Origin of the sequence: Brevibacillus fluminis (assembly GCF_052072235.1) — a bacterium.
In the GTDB taxonomy this organism is placed as follows: domain Bacteria; phylum Bacillota; class Bacilli; order Brevibacillales; family Brevibacillaceae; genus Brevibacillus_D; species Brevibacillus_D fluminis_A.
Genome location: NZ_CM125436.1, coordinates 3,785,699 through 3,806,009 on the forward strand (window position 1 = coordinate 3,785,699; position 20,311 = coordinate 3,806,009).

The 20,311-nt window shown below is 54.0% G+C and carries 17 protein-coding genes; 1 reads left to right on the top strand and 16 read right to left on the bottom strand.

Annotation, left to right across the window (positions count from 1 at the left end):
• Nucleotides 1-37: 37 nt before the first annotated feature.
• The 16 genes from ACTID9_RS18830 to ACTID9_RS18905 form a co-directional block, all read right to left on the bottom strand.
• Entirely contained in the window at nt 38-751 is a 714-nt protein-coding gene (locus ACTID9_RS18830) for a DUF881 domain-containing protein (RefSeq protein WP_441066448.1), read from the bottom strand.
• Nucleotides 752-771: 20 nt separating this feature from the next.
• Nucleotides 772-1,767, bottom strand: a complete 996-nt coding sequence (locus ACTID9_RS18835) for a cell division protein FtsQ/DivIB (RefSeq protein WP_441066449.1) — start codon at nt 1,765-1,767, stop codon at nt 772-774.
• Between the two features lie 88 nt (nt 1,768-1,855).
• On the bottom strand, nt 1,856-3,112 hold the full coding sequence (gene murA, locus ACTID9_RS18840) for a UDP-N-acetylglucosamine 1-carboxyvinyltransferase (protein WP_441066450.1): 1,257 nt from the start codon (nt 3,110-3,112) through the stop codon (nt 1,856-1,858).
• 15 nt (nt 3,113-3,127) lie between these two features.
• A complete protein-coding gene (gene murB / locus ACTID9_RS18845; protein ID WP_441066451.1) occupies nt 3,128-4,042 on the bottom strand; it encodes a UDP-N-acetylmuramate dehydrogenase in 915 nt (304 codons plus the stop codon).
• Nucleotides 4,043-4,146: 104 nt separating this feature from the next.
• The gene (gene murG / locus ACTID9_RS18850) at nt 4,147-5,244 is read right to left on the bottom strand and encodes an undecaprenyldiphospho-muramoylpentapeptide beta-N-acetylglucosaminyltransferase (RefSeq protein ID WP_441066452.1); all 1,098 of its coding nucleotides are present in this window, start codon (nt 5,242-5,244) and stop codon (nt 4,147-4,149) included.
• A gap of 15 nt (nt 5,245-5,259) precedes the next feature.
• Complete coding sequence (gene spoVE / locus ACTID9_RS18855; protein ID WP_441066453.1) at nt 5,260-6,351, bottom strand: stage V sporulation protein E; 1,092 nt, start codon at nt 6,349-6,351, stop codon at nt 5,260-5,262.
• A gap of 30 nt (nt 6,352-6,381) precedes the next feature.
• Nucleotides 6,382-7,746 (bottom strand): UDP-N-acetylmuramoyl-L-alanine--D-glutamate ligase, encoded by a 1,365-nt coding sequence (murD, locus tag ACTID9_RS18860; RefSeq protein ID WP_441072649.1) that lies wholly within the window; start codon nt 7,744-7,746, stop codon nt 6,382-6,384.
• 10 nt (nt 7,747-7,756) lie between these two features.
• On the bottom strand, nt 7,757-8,722 hold the full coding sequence (gene mraY, locus ACTID9_RS18865) for a phospho-N-acetylmuramoyl-pentapeptide-transferase (protein ID WP_122916989.1): 966 nt from the start codon (nt 8,720-8,722) through the stop codon (nt 7,757-7,759).
• 32 nt (nt 8,723-8,754) lie between these two features.
• Complete coding sequence (locus tag ACTID9_RS18870; RefSeq protein ID WP_441066454.1) at nt 8,755-10,233, bottom strand: UDP-N-acetylmuramoyl-L-alanyl-D-glutamate--2,6-diaminopimelate ligase; 1,479 nt, start codon at nt 10,231-10,233, stop codon at nt 8,755-8,757.
• Between the two features lie 101 nt (nt 10,234-10,334).
• Nucleotides 10,335-12,254: a stage V sporulation protein D gene (locus tag ACTID9_RS18875; protein WP_441066455.1), complete on the bottom strand. Its 1,920-nt coding sequence runs from the start codon at nt 12,252-12,254 to the stop codon at nt 10,335-10,337.
• A 71-nt stretch (nt 12,255-12,325) separates the two neighbouring features.
• Nucleotides 12,326-14,614 carry a penicillin-binding transpeptidase domain-containing protein gene (locus tag ACTID9_RS18880; RefSeq protein WP_441066456.1) on the bottom strand — a complete coding sequence of 763 codons (2,289 nt, stop codon included), beginning with the start codon at nt 14,612-14,614 and terminating at the stop codon, nt 12,326-12,328.
• A 109-nt stretch (nt 14,615-14,723) separates the two neighbouring features.
• Nucleotides 14,724-15,125, bottom strand: a complete 402-nt coding sequence (locus ACTID9_RS18885) for a cell division protein FtsL (protein ID WP_441066457.1) — start codon at nt 15,123-15,125, stop codon at nt 14,724-14,726.
• A 24-nt stretch (nt 15,126-15,149) separates the two neighbouring features.
• Entirely contained in the window at nt 15,150-16,082 is a 933-nt protein-coding gene (rsmH, locus tag ACTID9_RS18890; RefSeq protein WP_441066458.1) for a 16S rRNA (cytosine(1402)-N(4))-methyltransferase RsmH, read from the bottom strand.
• A 28-nt stretch (nt 16,083-16,110) separates the two neighbouring features.
• A complete protein-coding gene (mraZ, locus tag ACTID9_RS18895) occupies nt 16,111-16,542 on the bottom strand; it encodes a division/cell wall cluster transcriptional repressor MraZ (protein ID WP_441066459.1) in 432 nt (143 codons plus the stop codon).
• 161 nt (nt 16,543-16,703) lie between these two features.
• Nucleotides 16,704-17,963 carry an adenosylhomocysteinase gene (locus ACTID9_RS18900; RefSeq protein ID WP_441066460.1) on the bottom strand — a complete coding sequence of 420 codons (1,260 nt, stop codon included), beginning with the start codon at nt 17,961-17,963 and terminating at the stop codon, nt 16,704-16,706.
• A gap of 35 nt (nt 17,964-17,998) precedes the next feature.
• The gene (locus ACTID9_RS18905) at nt 17,999-18,913 is read right to left on the bottom strand and encodes a LysR family transcriptional regulator (protein WP_441066461.1); all 915 of its coding nucleotides are present in this window, start codon (nt 18,911-18,913) and stop codon (nt 17,999-18,001) included.
• Nucleotides 18,914-19,054: 141 nt separating this feature from the next.
• Between ACTID9_RS18905 and ACTID9_RS18910 the strand changes: the two genes are divergently transcribed.
• Nucleotides 19,055-20,311, top strand: a complete 1,257-nt coding sequence (locus ACTID9_RS18910; RefSeq protein WP_441066462.1) for an APC family permease — start codon at nt 19,055-19,057, stop codon at nt 20,309-20,311.

A 20,311-nucleotide genomic window follows, 5' to 3' on the forward strand; every position in this document is an offset into this window, starting at 1 on the left:
TCTGTTGCTCCTTGGATTGGTGTAGTTTCCCTGCCGGTTATGAGGCGGTATTCTTCAGCTTGCTGTCGCCGACAAATGCAGGCAACTGCACCATATCCTTTTTCGCCACCTCAATGTGTACAAATTCATCAAGCGTCTGCAGAACTCCTCCAGGCAAATTCAGGGCATTGTCGAGCGTGCTCGGGTCCCCGATCGCCGTGATGACAAATGGCGCCGCCGACTTGATCCCGTTGACGATGATTGTCGGTCCGACACAGCGAATCGCAGAATTGGCGACAAGGCGCTGGCCATTGATGCTGATCGCCTCCGCTCCCGCCGCGCGCAGCTCATTGACCACCAGGCGCACGTCTTGCTCATGGACGATAAAGTTGCTGATGTCGCGCGAACTCGCTGCATTTTGGTTGTCTTTCATGGTGACGACCAGCCCCGGCCCCTGAACGGGAACAACACCCGCCATCATCCGCGCTGCTTCAAGCTGGCTCAAGATGTCAGCCGCCGCCGATTGCCGCTTCGCCATCGCTTCCTCGCGCTTTGCCACCTGGCGTTGAAGGTCGATCATCTGCTGCTCAAGCTTGCGGTTTTGTTCCTTTTCCGCAATGATCCGCTCTGTCAGCTGGGTTTCTTGCTGTACCTGCTGATCATTTTGCCGCGCCTGCGTACGCAGCTGAGTCAGCTCGATGGAATACGCGATCAAAAACCCGGTGCAGATGGTTACGAATGTTAAATACACGTGAAACTTTCGCACTTTCATTGCGACGCTGCTCCTTTGCTTCACTCAAAATTGATCTTCGTTTGCGAGGACTGCTGCTGCGTGTCGGCTTGTCCACTGGAATTGGCCGCTCCGCTTTGCCCGTTTGACCGGTTCGATTGATCGCCTGACTGGTTCGTCTGACCGTTTGGTTGGTTCAACTGAGCATTTGACTGGCTGCTGTGTCCGTCAGGTTGGGCTTGTCCCGTTTGGGTCTGGCCGCTTTGATCGGTGCCTGCCGGTTGACCCTGCTGCGTCGGGTCGGTTGCTGGCGGCACGCTGCCATATTTGCTGAACCACGTGCTTTCCAGCATGAAAACGACGCCTTTCTCATCTTTCGGCAGCTCTTTGGCAATCGATGGATACCAGGGGAGACGGGATTCGATCAGGTGAATGATCGTCCTCACTTCATTGCCGTCGCGCATGTACATGGTGATCCGTTCCTTGTCAAAAGCAGTCGGCGTCAGCGAGATGTCGGATATTTCCGCGAGCAGGGCGACCGGGAGCTGTGAAAGTGACTTGGCCAGTGAAACCAGGAGCGGCTGCGAGTTCCAGGACCGGACGAGCGGCCTGTCCACCACCCGTTCACCAGGTCGTGGCTCGGGCAGAACCTGCCCGTTTTCCAAAAGCAGCGATTGCTTGCCATCGGGCGAGAAATAAAACGCGACGCGGCGATGCTCCACTACATTCAGGACGATTACGCCGGGAAATTGGCGTTCGACCGTCACTTCCTTCACGCCTGGAAGCTGTGCCATCCCTTCTTGCACGCTGGATTGCCACACGTTTAAAAACTGCATGCCGATCGTCAAGCCGGAGGCGGTAATCACTTGCTGTGAGCTGTAAATCTCATTGCCTTTTACCTGAATCAACGTCACCTTGCTGTACGGCGAACGGACGAAAAGCACAATCAAAATCGCAAGAAAAAACACGGTCAGCAACGTCAAAAGCCTACGGTTTGCCTTTCGTTTAGGCTGCTGTTTCTTAATCTGTGGAATGCGTTCCTCCTCGTACTGCTGCACATCCACCCCTCCGACCCATTATGTAAAGGTAGTAAAATCGGGAAAAGCGGCACTGTTTCTGCCGCTTTTCCCCAGATCAAACGATGCATTATATGGTTAAGCGTGAGATTTCAGCGCCTAATTGTTGAAACTGCGCATCCAATCGCTCATATCCTCTGTCGATGTGGTGGATTTGTTCGACGATGGTTTTTCCCTCTGCCGCCAAGCCTGCAATGACAAGAGCCGCACCAGCACGCAGATCCGTCGCTTCCACCGAAGCCCCGGTCAAACGACCAACGCCCCGGATAAACGCGGAGCCGAGATCAACATGGATCGATGCTCCCATCCGTGCCAATTCATTTACATGTTTGAATCTTCCCTCAAAAACGGTTTCCTTCAGCACGCTGGTCCCTCGCGCCAGCGACAGGAAAACCATCAGCTGTGCTTGCAAATCCGTTGGAAATCCTGGAAATGGCGCCGTGATGATTCGGTCAATCGCGCGCGGCCTACTCGTACATTTGATTTCCATTATATCATGGCGACTTTTGATTTCAACACCACAACTTCTGGCGATTTGAATTAAGGCAGTTAAATGCTCGGGAATGGTATTTGTCAGCTCGATGTGCCCTTGCGTCACGCCTACCGCCAATAAATGCGTGCCGGTGACGATCCGGTCGGGAATCACCCGGTAGCTGACCGGCCGCAGGCGCGGAATCCCATCGATTTCAATCGTATCCGTTCCGGCGCCACGCACCCGTGCCCCCATTGCATTCAGGAAGTTTTGCAAGTCTACGATTTCCGGTTCCCTTGCGGCATTACAGATGCGCGTCGTGCCCTTTGCGGTAGCCGCAGCCATCATGATATTTTCCGTCGCCCCAACGGAAGGGAACGACAGAAAGATATTCGCCCCGCGCAATTGCTTGGCGCGGAATGTGATATAACCTTCCGCTTCAACTATTTTGGCTCCTAGCGCAGTTAATCCGGCAAGATGCAAATCAATTCGGCGTTCCCCGATTGCGCACCCACCAGGGCGAGATACTGTAACTTCGCCAAAGCGTGCCAGTAAAGGACCCATTAAAAAAATCGAAGAGCGCATCTGTCCCATCAAATCATCAGGTACATGGGAATGGGAAATGGAAGTTGTATCAAGTGAGACGCAGCCATCGCTATGATTCACCTTTGCTCCCAAATCAGTCAGGATTTTTTGCATCACGTCAATATCCTTCAGGTGGGGAACATCATAAATATGAAATTGCCCTTCTGCCAGAACGGCAGCCGCCAAAATAGGAAGGGCAGCGTTTTTTGCGCCTTGAATGCGTAGTGAACCTGACAGAGGTTTACCGCCTTCGATAGTAAAAGTCTCCAAACTTTCACCTCCGAGTTACCCCTCGCCCACCACCAATACTTCAGGATGCAAATCGACACCGAATTTTTCCAAAACCGTTTGTCGTACATGCTCCATCAAGGTGAGGACGTCGGTTGCCGTAGCGCCTCCTCGATTGACGATAAAGTTGGCATGTAACTGAGAAACTTGTGCCCCGCCGTACTGGTACCCTTTTAATCCCGCCGCTTGCACCAGGCGTCCTGCATGATCGCCTGGAGGATTACGGAATACGCTTCCGGCGCATGGCATGTTTAACGGTTGCGTCTGCCGCCTGCGGTCTTTGAACGCAGCCAATGTCGCAGCAATTTGCTTGCGGTCTCCGGGTTTTAACGAAAAGACCGCTTCCAGCACAACTCCTTTCCGTTTCTGCAAAAGGGAGGTGCGATAGGAAAACTGCAGCTGCTCGTTCGTCAATACCGCTGTTTCGCCATCTTCAAAGAGGATTTCGGCTTCTTTAAGAATTCGTGACAGTTCAGACCCGTGTGCCCCTGCATTCATGTAAACGGCGCCCCCAACGGAACCGGGAATGCCTCCTGCAAACTCCAAACCAGTGAAACCCATTTTGCCTGCTTCCACCGTCAGGCGGACCATGGAATACCCAGCACCCACACGCACCTCTTCGCCCCTGAACTCACAGTGACTTAAGCCCTCAGCCACTTTCAGCACGGCCCCGCGAATCCCTCCATCCCTCACTAGAAGGTTGGAACCGCGCCCAATCACACTCCAAGGAATATTGTGACGATGGATTGTTTGCACAGCAAAAATGAGCGATTCTTTATCCTTTGGCTGGATCAGCAAATCTGCCGGTCCTCCGATTCGCCAGGTTGTATGATTGGCGAGAGGTTCATCAAGCCATACTTTTCCGACCCCTGCTTCCTTTAATTCCTCTGCGATGCTTGCATATTGCTGCATAATGAACCTCCTAACACAAATGCTAGTTCGGACCAGTCTGTTCACGTCTTTGCTCACATACTATGCTGTCGCCTAGAGTGACGTGACAGCGGCCTATAAGGAGTTTAGAGCGCCTGGCCTGTTGACAGGAGCCGGTAAATCCGCTCCGCAGCGTCCGGCATGCCCAATGCAAGGGCGTTCTTGCGCATTTCCTGATTGCGATCGCGGTCGACGATGATTTCATGCAAAGCTTCCTGAAGCTTCTCTTTGCTTAACTCGCGTTCGGTAATCACAATCGCTGCCCCTGCGCTCTCCAACCCCCGCGCATTTTTTTCCTGATGATTATTCGTGACATAAGGAGACGGGATCAAAATCGACGGGATGCCAAGTGCTGTCAGCTCCGCCAGCGTGGAAGCCCCTGCACGCGCGATCACCACATCGGACGCTGCCAAAAGGTCCGGCATGTTATGCGCATACGGCATCACCGTCAAGTTTGTCGGCTTCCCGATGCGCTCCACTTGCTTGATGACGTTTTCGTAATGGACCTCACCCGTTACATAGACGAAATGATGGCCGGGATATTGGTGAATGTCCGGCAAAATGGCGAGCGTCGTTTCGTTGATGGCCCGCGCCCCCCTACTTCCGGCAAAAATCAGAACAAGCCGCTTGTCCGGCGCAATGCCGAGCGATTTTTTCCCTGCCTCCGCATTCCCCTGCAACACTTGCGTTGCACAAGGATTGCCGGTGAACACTGTCTTGGCTTTCGGAAAGTGAGCGAATGAATCCTGGAACGAAACCGCCACGTTCGTGACATAGCGCGACAGGAAGTTGTTGGCCAAGCCCGGCACGACGTTTTGCTCATGGATCATCGTGCGGATGCCGAGCTGCGCCGCCGCATAGACGACCGGCCCGCACACGTAGCCGCCCGTCCCGATCACCACATCCGGCTTGAACTTGCGCAAAAGCTCCTTCGAGCGCGAAACAGCCCGGATAAACTTCCAGACCGTGCGCACATTTTCAAACGACAGCTTCCGCTTGAAGCCCGCGATTTCAATCGCTTCGAACGGAATTCCGGCGCGCGGCACGATGTCGGCTTCAAGCCCTTTTCCACTGCCTATATACAAAAAGGTCGCTTGCGGCTCTTTTCGCAAAATTTCTTTTGCAACCGCAAGCGCTGGATAAATGTGTCCGCCGGTTCCTCCACCGGTTAAGACAATGCGCATGAAAATCACCTTTTTTTAACGCGAAAAGCGCGAGATATTTAGTAAGACACCAATTCCCGTCAGCATCAGGGTCAGCGATGAGCCGCCATAGCTGAGGAACGGCAAAGTAATGCCCGTAACCGGAAACATCCCGGTGACCACGCCTACATTGATAACAACCTGAATCCCCAGCATGCTGATGATCCCTAAAGCGAGCAGGTTGCCGAACAGATCAGGCGCCGTAATCGCTACCCTCATGCCCCGCCACAATAGCAGCAGGAACAGCAGGAGAATCAGCGTTCCGCCGATAAAGCCCAGTTCTTCTGCCACAATGGAGAAAATGAAGTCATTGTACGGCTCGGGCAGATAGGAGAATTTTTGCCGGCTTCCCCCAAGCCCCAGTCCCAAGACGCCGCCGGGGCCGATCGCATACAGCGACTGAATGATTTGGTAACCCGCTCCCAGCGGGTCTGACCACGGATCAAGAAACGCCGTGATCCGCGCCATCCGATAAGGCGCTGACAGCACCAGGCCGACAAAGCCAGCCAGTCCGATCAGCCCGAGCGCCACAAAATGGCTTACCCTCGCGCCAGCCGTAAAAATCATCAGCACGGCGGTCCCAATCAGCACGGTGCCGGTCCCAAGGTCAGGCTGCAGCATAATCAGCCCAAAGCAGGCGACGGGAATCGCCAGCGCAGGCACCAGCCCGCGATTGAACAGCACGATCTTTTTCTGATGGTCAGACAGCCACGCTGCGAGAAACGCGGCAACGCCAAACTTGGCGAACTCGCCCGGCTGAATCCCGAATGAGCCTAGGCCAAGCCAGCTTTTGGAGCCGTTTACTTCCCGCCCGATGATCAATACCAGCACGAGCAAAAAAATGCTGATCAAAAACCCGGGCTTCGCCCACTTTTTCCACACCCAATAATCGACGTTCATCATCAGGTACATGGAAGTGAGGCCGAGTACCGCAAAAATAAGCTGCCGCTTCGTGAAGTAGTACGCATCTTGAAACGTGTTCTGTGCGAACACGGCGCTTGCGCTGTAAACCATTACGATGCCGATGCCAAGCAAGCAGAGCGTAGTCGCGATGATGACAAAATCAGGAGACGTTCTTACCTTGCTCATCGCAAAGTCATCCTTTCAAAGACGTTTATGCTAGGCTTGTTTTAGTCTATGCACAGCGTCCTTAAAGATGCTTCCGCGCACCTCAAAAGAAGGAAACATATCCCAGCTTGCGCAAGCGGGGCTAAGCAGTACCACGTCTCCCGGCGACGCATACTGTGCAGCGATCTCAACCGCCTTTTCCACAGTATCGGCATGCGCCTTCAAGCTAATCCCCGCTTCCTCCGCCCGTTCCAGCAAGATCGAGGCCGTCTGGCCGTATGCGACCAATGCTTTCACATTCCGCCCAAGAACAGGGACCAGCTCTTTAAAATCAATCCCGCGATCAAGCCCTCCGGCAATCAGCACAATCGGCTCGGAAAAGGTTTCGATCGATTTCGTCGCAGCTTGCGGGTTCGTTGCTTTGGAGTCATTGTAATAACGAACGCCGCCGATGTCCACTACTCTTTCCAGCCGGTGCTCTACCCCGTGAAACGTGGTCAGCACCTTGCGCATGGAAGCGGCATCGGCACCTGCCAGCTTGCTGATCAAGATTGCGGCGAGCGCATTCTCAAGATTATGCTCGCCGGGCAGCGACAGTTCCGATCGTTCCATCACGATCTCTTCCCTTTCTCCATCAACGAAGACGATCTTTCCTTCACGCACGCACACCCCTCTTGGCACATCGCTTGTGCGGCTGAAATAATACGCGCGTCCGTTTACCGGTTCCACTTTTTCTCGTGTCGTCGGCTGATCAAACGGTAGGATCGCATAATCATCCTGTGTCTGATTGGCGAACAGCCTGGCTTTGGCCGACACGTACTCATCCATCGTATGGTGGTAATCGAGATGGGCCGGGTATATGTTCAAAAGCGCGCCGATTCGCGGACGGAACGTTTTCGTGCCCATCAGTTGAAAGCTGCTCAGCTCTGCGACAATCCATTGGTTTTCTTCTGCGCTCTCGGCGATTTCGCACAAAGGCGTGCCGATATTTCCGGCCACAATCGGCGCCAGGCCGGCTTCCTGCATGATCAAGCCAACCAGTGTCGTCGTCGTCGTTTTGCCGTTTGACCCTGTGATGCCGATGACCGGGGCCCGAAGCAGCCAAGAAGCCACCTCCACCTCGGTCACGACCGGGATGCCAAGCCTCTGCGCCTGCTGAATCGGCGGAGTTTCATACGGGATGCCCGGATTTTTGACGACGAGCGCGATCCCGTCATGAATCAGATCGTCCGGATGGCCGCCGGTGATCACGCGAATGCCGAGCGCTTCCAGTTCTTCTACACCTGTCGCTTGCTCGCGCGGTTTTTTATCATTTACTGTGACATGCGCACCAAAGCGGTGCAGCAGTTTTGCAACCGCTACACCGCTTTTTGCGAGGCCAAGCACAACAACTTGTCGATTTAGAAAGGTTTCCATCGGTTTCATGTTAGCTCACCACTCCCAAGTAAACACCCAGTCCGGCAAACACCATGCCGACCAGCCAGAACGTAACGACAACGCGCCACTCGGACCAGCCGGTCAACTCAAAATGGTGATGCAGCGGGCTCATACGGAAAATCCGTTTTCCTCTTGTTTTAAAGGAGATCACCTGCATAATGACAGAGATGGTTTCGACCACGAACACGCCGCCGACCACTGCCAAAAGCAGCTCTGTCTTCGTAATGATCGCCACTCCGGCCAAGGCCCCGCCCAATCCGAGAGAGCCTGTATCGCCCATGAACACGCGCGCGGGATGCGCATTGAAAACCAGGAAGCCGAGGACCGCACCGACTACAGCCGCACTGAACGTCGCCGTGTCCGGCTTCGTCAGCACGGAAGCGATGATCGCATACGCTCCGAAGGCAATCGCCCCGGTTCCCGCGAGCAGTCCGTCGAGTCCGTCCGTGATGTTCACCGCATTGGTCGTACCGACCAACAGGAACAAAAGAAACGGGAAGTAGAGGAAGCCCAGTTCAATCTTCCATCCTGTACCCGGGAGATGCAGTGACGTGTCGAAGCCCATGTACAAGAGCAATGCGTACGCAATGATGGCAAGCAGGATCTGTCCCGCAAACTTTTGCTTGGCTGTCAAACCGAGATTGCGTTTTTTGCTGATCTTGATGTAGTCATCCAAAAAGCCGATAAGTCCGTATCCAAACGTAACCAGCAAGAGGAACACGACTTCCTTGGTCAGGTTTGCGAATTTCAATACGGTGAAAGCGAGCGCGAGCAAAATGATCGTCCCGCCCATCGTCGGGGTACCCGCTTTTTTCTGGTGGGATTTCGGTCCCTCTTCCCTGATGCTCTGGCCAAACTTCATCCGGCGAAGCACCGGAATAAAGAGAGGTCCGATCAGGACGGAGATTAAAAATGCTGCAATAATGGTTATGATGAGGACATTGTCAAAGGGCATGCCCTACCCTCCTTTCTTCGATGCATCACACGTTACGTGGCAAGCTTCTTTTCAATGGCCTCTTTTGCAACCAGGCGATCATCAAACGACAATACTTGATCTTTGATGATTTGGTATGTCTCATGCCCTTTTCCGGCGATGAGAATGACATCCTGTCCGTCGGCCAAGGAGACGGCATGCGCGATTGCTTCGCGCCGGTCCGCGATGCATGTATAGCGGTCATTCGGCGTGTCGGCAAGTCCCGCGACCATGTCGGCGAGAATCGCTTCCGGTTCTTCGGAACGTGGATTGTCAGAAGTTAAGACGCTCATGTCGGCGTATTTTGTTGCAATCTGCGCCATAATTGGGCGTTTTGTCCTGTCTCGATCGCCGCCGCAGCCGACGATGCAGAAGATCCGGCCTTGGGCAAATTCCTTGATCGTGACAAGCGCGTTTTCCAGGCTGTCAGGCGTATGCGAATAGTCGACGACAACAGTGAACGATTGTCCCGCGTCCACCGCCTCAAAACGGCCGTCCACACCGGTCACTTCTTCCAGGCTGGCCTTGATCGCCTCGAGCGGAACGCCTTCCGCGAGCGCAACGGCAGTGGCTGCCAATGCGTTGTACACATTGAACTTGCCCATCAGCTTCAGATTGAACTCCAGATTGCCCGCAAATGTCTCCATCATGAAGCTGGTTCCTTTTGCGGTAATCCGAATCCCTGTCGCGCGCACATCCGCTTCCTGATCGATCCCGTAGCGGATGACCCGTGCCGGCGTGACCCGCGCAAACATTTCGGATGCAGGGTCGTCTGCATTCAGCACCGCTGTTTTCACACGGTCGGTGTCATAGCGGTTGCCGAGTTGGGCGAACAGCAGCGATTTCGCATGCTTGTAGTTTTCCATCGTCACATGATAATCGAGATGGTCGCGCGTCAGGTTCGTGAATACCGCCGTATGTACGTCACAACCACGCACTCGGCCGATGTCGAGCGCGTGGGAAGACACTTCAATGATCGCATATTCCGTATCCAGATCCCGCATGCGCCGGAAGCTGCGCTGGAGATCGAGCACATCAGGCGTCGTATTTTTGATTTCTTCATAGGTGTCGCCGATGCGCATGTGAATCGTGCCGATCAGGCCGGTTTTTTTCTGCTGATCCTGCAAAATCTTGTCTATCAAATGCGTTGTTGTTGTCTTTCCGTTCGTTCCCGTAACACCAATCAGCTTCAGTTCAGATGTCGGCGACATGTAAAAGCGATTGGCTAGCTGGGCCATCGCGCGGCGCGTATCCGGCACCACCACAACGGTTCCTTCAAGCGGCAAGTCTTTTTCCGCCAGGATGCAGGCTGCGCCCAACTCCAGCGCTTTCGCCGCAAACTCATGTCCATCAACCGTAAAGCCGGTAAGACAAATAAACATGTCTCCTGGTTTCACTTTTCGGGAATCTGCTGTCAAACCAGTGATGTCTATGTTGGAATCTCCTTTCACGCGTACTGGCAGTAAAGAAGATAGCAGATCCGTAAGTTTCATATCAGGCACCCCATTCTTTCCCTATTATAGACAAAAGCGCTCGCTTTTCAACGTGGTTTTGCCCATCGCATGTACTTTCTATCCAAAGCTAGATTGTACTGCTAATTGCCCGATTTGTCACCCAGATAGATTCGCACCTTTTGCCCCTCTTCGATCTTGGCTCCTGCCGCTGGCGCCTGCTTCACGACGTATTTGCCTTTTCCGTCGACCTCGATCGGCATCGCATAGTACGATTGACCGATTTCCTGCAAGCTCAGACCCGTCAAATTCGGCACTTCCATATACTTTTTATCGCCATATTGCGATTCGCGCGGAATGCCGCCCTTTTGCTTCGGCACCTTGAGATAGGCAAGCGTCGATTCCAGGATGCCGCGAACCGTCGGCGCTGCGATCAATCCCCCGAAGGCGAGCGCCTTCGGATTGTCGATGGCCACGTAGACGATGACCTGCGGATCATTGGCAGGCGCGAACCCGATAAAGGACACGATGTACTCCCCGTCCATGTAGCGGCCGTTTTTCACTTTTTGCGCGGTACCGGTTTTTCCCCCTACCCGATAGCCATCGATATAGGCATTTCGTCCCGATCCTTGCGCGACGACGCTTTCAAGCGCATAGCGGACCTTGGCCGACGTTTCCTCCGTGATGACTTGCCGCACCTCCTGCGGCTGCGTCCGGCCGATGATGTCGTTCGTCACGCTGTCGCGCCATTCCATCGCCACATACGGCTTCATCAGATGACCGCCATTGATCGCAGCGGCGACGGCAGCCATCTGCTGGATCGGCGTGACCGAAACCCCTTGCCCGAATGAGGTCGTCCCCAGCTCAACCGGCCCTACTTTATTCAAATTGAACAACAAACCGTTCTCTTCGCCCAACAGGTCGATTCCGGTTTTTTGTCCAAAGCCAAATTTTTTGATGTAATCGAAAAGACGTTCTTTCTGCAACCGCTGCCCCATCGTGACAAAGCCCGGGTTGCAAGAGTTTTCCACAACCTCCAGCATCGTTTCCTGCCCATGCCCCTGACGTTTCCAGCAGCGCAACCGTGCGCCTGCCACATTGATGTAGCCTGGATCGTAAAAGCCTTCATTCAGGTTGACGACGCCTTCATTCAGCGCCGCAGCCAAGGTAACGATCTTGAATGTGGAACCCGGCTCATACGTTTTCCAAATCGGCAGGTTGCGGTTGTACACTTCCGATGGGTAATCGCGATAATCTTCCGGATTGAAGGTGGGCCGGCTGGACATTCCCAAAATTTCGCCCGTCTTCGGATTCATCGCGATCGCCAGCGCGTCTGTCGCCTGATAGGCCACCATCGCCTGATCCAGCTCACGCTCAATAAATGATTGTATGTGGTTATCGAGCGTCAGGTACATGTTCATGCCGTTTTGCGCAGGCACATATTTTTCCGATTCGCCAGGCATGACCCGTCCGCTCGCATCCGTCGGAAACGACACATGCCCTGGTGTCCCTTTCAAAAACGCATCATATATTTTTTCCAATCCGGTAAGCCCTTGATTATCTATGCCGGTAAAGCCCAAAACATGCGCCGCCATCGACCCGTACGGATAAAACCTCTCCGAATCTTCCGCTACCTGGATCCCCGGCAGGCCGAGCGCCTGGATTTGCTTTGCTTTTTCCGCCGATATTTTGCGTCCGCCCGGAACGCGGTTGTTGATCGCTCTTTTGGTGATGGCCGCATACACATCCTCTTGCTTGACACCCAGTATCGTCGCGAGCTGACGCGCCGTCTCTTCCGGCTGCTTGATCTGGGCAGGAATCGCCCACACGGATGGCACGCTGATGTTCGTGACAAGCGCCTCCCCATTGCGGTCGAGAATTTCGCCGCGCATCGGCTCAAACGGGATGTTGCGCTGCAGCAAATTTTCCGCCTTGTCCTTAAGCGACGGCCCAAGCACCAGCTGTACGTAGCCAAGTCTCGTAATCAGTGCCGTGTACAAAACGATTCCGATAATCATTGCGATAAAGATGCGTCGGCGCACGGTCGCGTTGGAAACCCGCACGAAAAACCCCTCCCAGCGAATAGGTTGTCTGCTACAACACTTTATTCGTGGGAGGGGCTTGTTAGAACATCCTACTCCGGCGGCGACGGGTCTGGCGAAAGCGTGACTGACAGTGTTTCCTTGCCTGTCACGGCCGTTCCCGGCGCAATGTTCTGCGACCTGACATAGCCGGAGCCGGTCGGGATCACATTGAGCTTGAGCAAGGAGGCGAATTCCATGACCTCACGCAGCGATTTGCCCGTGAAATCAGGCAGCTTGACATCGGTCAACCGGTCGGTTACCAAATAGACCTCTGTTCCTGACATCACCTTTTCCTGCTCGGATGGAATCTGGCGGACGATCTTGGTCCCGGTGCCCAGCACCTTCGGCACAAGACCGAGCTGCTTGGCCTTCATGCTGGCAACCGAGGTGGTCGAGCCGCTCAAGAGCGGTACGCTCACTTCCTGAACCGGGGCCGGCTGCGCAGCAGCAGCGTCGGATGTCTTCGCCGACTTTTGCACGGTTATGGCGGCCTGCTGGTCCAGCTCCTTCAAATCCGGCTGCTGCTGGAGATAGCGCAAGCTCTGCTCCATGACCGAGTTAAAGATCGGAGCCAAGATTTTTTTCCCCATCTCGCCGTAGTACATATCGGTCGTCGGATCGTCGACGACAACGTATACGAGCAGGCGCGGGTTATCTTTCGGGGCGAAACCGATAAAGGAGACGATGTAGTGCCCCTCCATGATTTTCCCTGTTTTCTCGTCGTATTTTTGGGCAGTCCCCGTCTTACCGGCGACATGGTAGCCTTTGAGATCAAATATTTTTCCTGTACCGTGCTCACCGGTAATGACCGTCTCGAGAATGTCGCGCGCTTGCTTGGCGGTTTGCTCGGACACGACTCTTCTGACAACCACGCGCTCAAACTTCTCGGTGACTTCTCCCGTATGCGGATCGCGCAGTTCTTTTACAATGCGCGGGCGGAGCAATTCACCGCCGTTTGCCACTGCACCAACGGCCGCTGCCTGCTGGATCGCGGTAACCGCCACACCTTGACCGAACGTCGTAACCGCGACGTCGCGCTCCGATTTGGGGTGGCTGAGGTCGCGCATGATCCCTTTTGTTTCGCTTGGCAAATCGATATTGGTCAGCTGGCCGATGCCAAAATCATGGAAGTATTTGGTCAACAGCTCCTGTTTCAGCCGTTCATACCCCAAAATGACGAAGGCCACGTTGGACGAACGCTGAACCCCTTCGGCAAAGGTGATGTTTCCCCAACCAAGACCGTTGTTATGGTCATTGATCGGCTTCCCCTTGATTTTGCGATAGGAACCTGACGCGTACTTCTCCTCACCATGGTACACGCCTTCCTGGATCGCCGCAGCCAAGGTGATGATTTTAAACGTAGACCCCGGCTCAAACGGGAAGCTGATGGCCAGGTTCAAATAGTTGGTGATTCCCCAATATTCATTCGGATTAAAGTCGGGACGGTCCGCCATCGCCAGCACCTCGCCCGTTTTCGGGTCGGTTACCAGAACGGTCATATGCTGGGGCTTGTACTCGCTATTGGCTTTGTCCAAAGCTTGCTCGACGTACTCCTGGATCTGCTGGTCGATTGTCAGTACGACGTTTTGACCATCTTTCGCCGGGCTGTATGTAATCTGTCCATCCGGCAGCGGGAAGCCCGCGCCATCCTTCATGAACTGCAATTCACCGGTTTCGCCGCGCAGCTCCTTGTCAAACTGCTTCTCGATGCCCATCTCCGCTTTGTTGCCCTCGTAGTTCAAATAGCCGAGCACGTGCGCGGCGAGGGAATTGTTCGGATAGTAGCGCCGCGTTGTTTCGGTCAGCGAAATGCCTGGCAGCTGATTCTCCTTGACTTCTTTGCCATACGCGTCTTTCGGATGCTGCAGCGCCAAAATCTGCGCCTTCTGCTCTTCGGTAATCTTCGAGGCTTCGCGGCCGAGGTTGACGTAAAACTTTAGCGGCTTGCCTTCTGCGTCATACGTCTGTGTCATCGCTTTCGTCAACGCATCGACAGAAGCGCCGAGGATGGGAGCCAGCTTTTGCGCCGTGCCGAACGGATCGCGAACATAGTTTTCGCCGACCCACGATTTCTCCTTCTCATTGCGCGGCTGCAGGTTGGCGGTTACCGTATACGCTTTTCCCTCATACGCCAGCACTTGCCCGTTGCGGTCCAGAATCGACCCGCGCTTTGGCTGCAGCACTTTTTCGCGCTCCCACTGGTTGCTGCCCTTCTGCATGATCCAGGCGGCATCGACAGACTGGAGCCACCACAGCCTGCCGGTCAGGACACCGAATACGAGCAGGAAGCACAGCCCGATCAGCAAGATGCGCGCATTCGCCCTTCGTTTGATATCCAAGCTTCCTCACCTCACCCTTCCCTTTTCGTGGCTGCTTCACACTTTTGCAAGCGGAGCCGTGGGGTTCTGTACAAAAAAATTACCCCAGTCATCCAATGGGGTAATCGTCCTAATTTGATTTGACGGATTGGGCCGGAGTTCCAACATTCGCTCCCCCGATTATATGAACGGCATCGGGAGCTGAAACCATGCCCATTTGCAGCGCGGCATCATAAATCCGCTCGCGACTGTTCATCTGATTGATTTTCAACTGAGTCGCCGCGTTGCTCTCCTGCACTTTGGCGATGTCTTCTTTCAAGTTTTGAATTTGATAATTGTATTGGGAAATCAGGATGTACCGATGACCGATATACCCGACACCCACGACCAGGACGCTGATGAAAAACAGATACAGCAACTTTTCTTTTGTAGGTAAAGAGGATCTCACTTTGATCCGACGCTGCTGCTTCTTGTATGTATTGCGCTGCGGCTCCAATTCAACGGCCAGATTGCCGCGATAATAATAGCTCACAGATTCTCCCCCCTACTCGTTTTTTTACACTTTTTCTGCGACGCGCAGCTTGGCTGAACGGGAACGCGGGTTCATTTCCAGCTCACTTTCGCTAGGCACGATCGGTTTGCGCGTGATCAGCTTGATGACAGGGATGCGTCCGCACCCGCACTGCGGGAAATCAGGCGGACAGATGCAGCCTTGTGCCAGCCGCTGAAACACTTGCTTGCAGATGCGATCTTCCAATGAATGAAAGGTGATGACAGATACGCGTCCGCGCGGGTTCAAAATCGCCACCGCGTCGGCTACCGCTTCTTCAAATGCCGCAAGCTCATCGTTGACTGCGATGCGAATTGCCTGAAACGTGCGCTTGGCCGGATGAGGGCCTGTCCGTCTGGCCGGGGCCGGAATCGCTTCTTTGATGATTTCAACGAGTTGGCCCGTTGTCTCAATCGGCGCCTTTTCCCGCTCCTGAATGATTTTCCGGGCAATTTTGCGGGAAAATTTCTCTTCCCCGTACTCCCAGATGATCCGGGCGATCTCTGCCTCGTCCCACTCATTCACGATGTCGTGCGCCGTTAATGGCGCTTGCAAATCCATCCGCATGTCAAGCAATGCATCCTCGTTATAGCTAAACCCCCGCTCCCCCACATCGAGCTGTGGAGAAGAAACGCCGAGGTCAAACAACACACCGTCTACTCCAGGCAGCCCCAGGTCTTCGATCACTTGCTTCACATGACGGAAGTTGCTTTTGACCAAAGTGACACGGTCACCATACGACGCGAGCTTCTCGCGCGCATTCGCCAATGCCGTCTCATCCTGATCGTTGGCAATCAACCGGCCGCCTTCTCCCAGTTGGGAAGCGATGGAAGCGCTGTGACCCGCCCCTCCCAGCGTGCAATCCACATAGATTCCATCTGGTCGGATGTTCAGTCCCTGGACCGCTTCTTCTTTTAAAACCGTTATATGATGGAACAACGATGTTTGTCCTCCTTTAAAAACACTTCTACAGATCAAAATCTACGAGGCTTTCGGCAATGGCGCTGAACGAACCCTGCGATTCTTCAAAATACGTTCCCCACTTTTGTGCACTCCAAACTTCTACCCGATTGGAGACACCGATTACAACGCATTCCTTTTCCAATGCTGCATGCTCGCGTAGATTGGCTGGTATGTTTACCCTGCCCTGTTTGTCCCACTCGCATTCGGTGGCACCCGAAAAGAAAAACCGCGTAAAAGCGCGCGCATCCGCTTTGGTGAACGGGAGCGTCTTCAGTTTTTCCGAAAGGATCGTCCACTCTTCGAGGGGATAAACGAACAAGCATTGATCCAGCCCGCGGGTGATCACGAAGGAAGCGCCCAGTCCTTCACGGAATTTAGCCGGGATCGTCAAGCGTCCTTTTTCATCGATGCTGTGTTGAAATTCACCCATGAACACGCCCACGGTCCCCACTTTCCGCGAGGGTCTCTCCACTTTCCCCCACTTTTCCCCACTTGACTACCTATTTGCTATTATAAAAAAAAAACCTGCGTTTGTAAGCAGGTTTTTTTCCTCATGTTTTGATGGTTTTCTCGCAGAGATTCCTGCAAGCTTTTTACCTATTCGACCCAGCTGTCCAGATATGCTTTTTGCTCATCTGACAATTTGTCGATTTTGATGCCCAATGCTTCCAGTTTGTAGCTCGCCACGGTTTGATCCAATTCGAGCGGAACGTTCAATACTTTTTTGCCGATGGCTTCATAGTTTTTGTTCACATATTCCAGGGAAGCCGCTTGCAGCGCGAAAGTCATATCCATGATTTCTGCCGGGTGGCCGTCGCCCGCTGCCAGGTTAACCAGGCGGCCTTCTGCCAGAAGGTACACTTTTCGACCGTCTGCGAGGACATATTCTTCGATGTCTTTGCGAACGACGTGCTTGGACGTCGAGAGAGCTTCCAGATCCACCTTGTTTACTTCGACATCGAAGTGTCCAGCGTTGGACAAGATCGCGCCATCTTTCATCACTTCATAATGCTCTTTGCGAATGACGTCGCGGTTGCCTGTTACTGTAACGAAGAATTCGCCGACTTTCGCCGCTTCATCCATCGACATCACCTCGAAGCCGTCCATGTACGCTTCGATCGATTTGATCGGATCGATTTCCGTTACGATTACTTTCGCGCCGAGACCTTTCGCACGCATTGCCACACCTTTACCGCACCAGCCGTAGCCAGCGACAACAACAACTTTACCCGCAACAACCAGGTTTGTCGTACGGTTGATGCCATCCCAAACGGATTGGCCTGTGCCGTAACGGTTGTCGAACAAGTATTTGCAGTATGCATCGTTTACCGCTACCATCGGGAAGGACAGCTTCCCTTCTTTTTCCAAAGCTTTCAGACGCAGGATACCGGTTGTCGTTTCTTCTGCACCGCCGCGCACTTGTGTTGCAAGGTCAGGGCGCTCGCTATGTAAAATGGTGACCAGATCGCCGCCGTCGTCGATAATCAGGTCAGGACGAGTTTCCAGCGTGTGGATCAGGTGGCTCTTGTACTCTTCCGGGCTTGGGTTGTATTTCGCGAAAACGCGGATGCCATCCTCTACCAGTGCAGCGCAAATGTCATCTTGGGTAGAAAGCGGATTCGAACCCGTGATCGTCACTTCTGCGCCACCAGCTTGCACCACTTTTGCCAAGTAAGCGGTTTTCGCTTCCAAGTGCAGGGAAATCGCCACTTTCAGGCCAGCGAATGGTTTTTCTTTTTCAAAACGTTCGCGAATGCGGTTTAACACCGGCATATGTTCTTTTACCCAGTCAATTTTCAAATGACCGTTGGGAGCAAGGGCCATGTCTTTTACAATGCTTTCCGAAACCGTGTTCATTAGCAAATACCTCCTTTTTTCTCCTTGTTATTCTATCATACCGTTTCGTCCTGTTCACCATCTTTGTCGACCGAACTGTTTGCAAGTTGTGCGAAAAAGCGACGAATGCCGGCAGAAAGCCTTTTTTTCCGATGGTATACCAGCTGGCGGTAAACGCGGATGTCCGGGTGCGAGAAAGGCAGCGCCGCGAGTTTTCCCTTTTCCAGCTCGTCTTCGACCGCGATCCGCGGCAAAATCGCCAGCCCCAAACCATAGGCGACGCACTGCTTGATCGCTTCCAGACTGCCGAATTCAAGCGGCGTATCGACGCGAATCCCTGCATCCAGCAGAACCGACTCCATCATCGCCCGATAGCTGCAGCCCATTTCGGTAAAAATCCAGTTGTGCGAGGCAAAGTGGCTTGCTTCCACATGCTCTGCGGCCGCCAGAGGGTGGGTACGGGCGGCAACGACAACCAGCTCCACTTCTCCAAGGTTGATGCAATGCAAGTCTTGCTCATCGACAAGCCGATCCAAAATCAGCGCAAAATCATAGGCTCCCTCTCGCACACCCGCGCGCAAATCGCTGCAAATACCGGGGACGACCAGAAGTTTTACCTGCGGATGCTCCTGCCGCAGCAGTTGCAAATAAGGCGGGAGAAAAAAAGCCGCCAGCGATTCGACCGTCCCTATTGTTAGCGTGCCCGTCAACTGCTCTTCCTGATGCAGCCGATCGTGCGCTTCTTCGAGCAAAGCGAGCATTTGCTCGCTGTAGCCAAGCAGGATTTCGCCTTCGCGCGTCAAACGTATTTTGCGGCCCCACCGTTCAAACAACGAGACACCGAATTCAGACTCCACAATCTGGATTTGGGTCGTGACGCTTGATTGCGCATAGCCCAACACTTCCGCAGCGCGTGTAAAGCTTTGCCATTTCGCCACTTCCCGAAACGTTTGCAGATAGCGGGTATCCATCCGGCCCTCTCCTCCCTCTACCACTCATCAAAATATATGATGCGATCGATCAATTATTATAGATAATTCCGATGCCACTTCCCATGCTACAATGTTTTTACGAAATCGACAATCTCAGTATGATGAAAGAAGGTTTTCCTTATGTCAAAAGCACAGGCACAGTCCGTTTCCCTGCAGAAAACGTTATCGCTGCCACAAATCGTTTCCCTGTACATCGGCGCTGTCATCGGATCGGGCATTTTGCTGATCCCCGGTCTGGCCGCCGAAATGGCCGGACCGGCTTCCATCGTCGCCTGGGTGGTCATGTCGCTCCTGGTCATTCCGATGGCGGTAACGATGGGACTCTTATCCGCTTCACATCCGAGTGCAGGCGGCGTCTCTCATTTTGTCAGGCTGGCGTACGGGGACCGCTTCGGCAATTTGGTCGGCTGGTTTTTCCTGCTGTCAGTGCCAATCGGCGCACCGATCCTCGCTGTCACCGGCGCCCGCTATATCGCCGTGCTGTTTCAGTTGAGCGATCTGCAGGTGTACGGCATCGCGGCCCTGATCTTGCTTGCGGTGCTGGTGATGAACTGGGTTGGTTTGCACGTGGCGGGCAAAATCCAAACCATTGTCGTCGCCTTGATATTGGCGATTTTGATCCTTGCGATCATCGCTGCTCTGCCGCACGCATCGGCGGCCAACTTCACGCCATTTGCGCCAAACGGCTGGTTCAGCGTGCTTCAGGCAGCCGGACTGCTATTCTGGTGCTTTATCGGCTGGGAAGCGGTTACCCATTTGTCGGAAGAATTCGTCGAGCCTGAAAAAAATGCGATTCGCGGCGTTGTCTGGAGCGCCGGGCTTGTCGCGCTGCTTTATTTCGGCATCGCGTTTGCTACCGTCGCCACCCACAGCTATGGAAACGGGCTTTCGGAAGCGTCGCTCTCCGTCATGATCCAGCTTTCACTCGGTCCTGTCGGCGGGTGGATCGTCGGCTTCACCGCACTGTTCATCTGCATCGCCACCGCAAACGCCTATGTCGGCGCAGCTTCACGCATCGCGTATGCGCTGGCCAATGAAGGCAGTGCGCCGCGCTGGTTCGGCATCCTGCACGCCAACTATCGGACACCGATCGGCGGGCTCGGTTTTCTCACTCTCTGCTTTCTGATCGTGCTCACGGTTCTGTGGAGCGGAACCGTCTCGCTTGCGCAACTGATCCAGCTGCCGAATGCCACCTTTTTTGCCACCTATATCGGCGGTTGTCTGGCAGGCGTCCGATTGCTGAAACACAATCGTTTCGGCCGGATCAGCGCATGGATTTCGCTCGTCGTCACGCTCGGGCTGTATCCGTTTCTCGGGTGGTCAGCCCTGTATCCCGTCGTCATCCTCATCTTGTACATGGTATGGAAGCGAAAATGA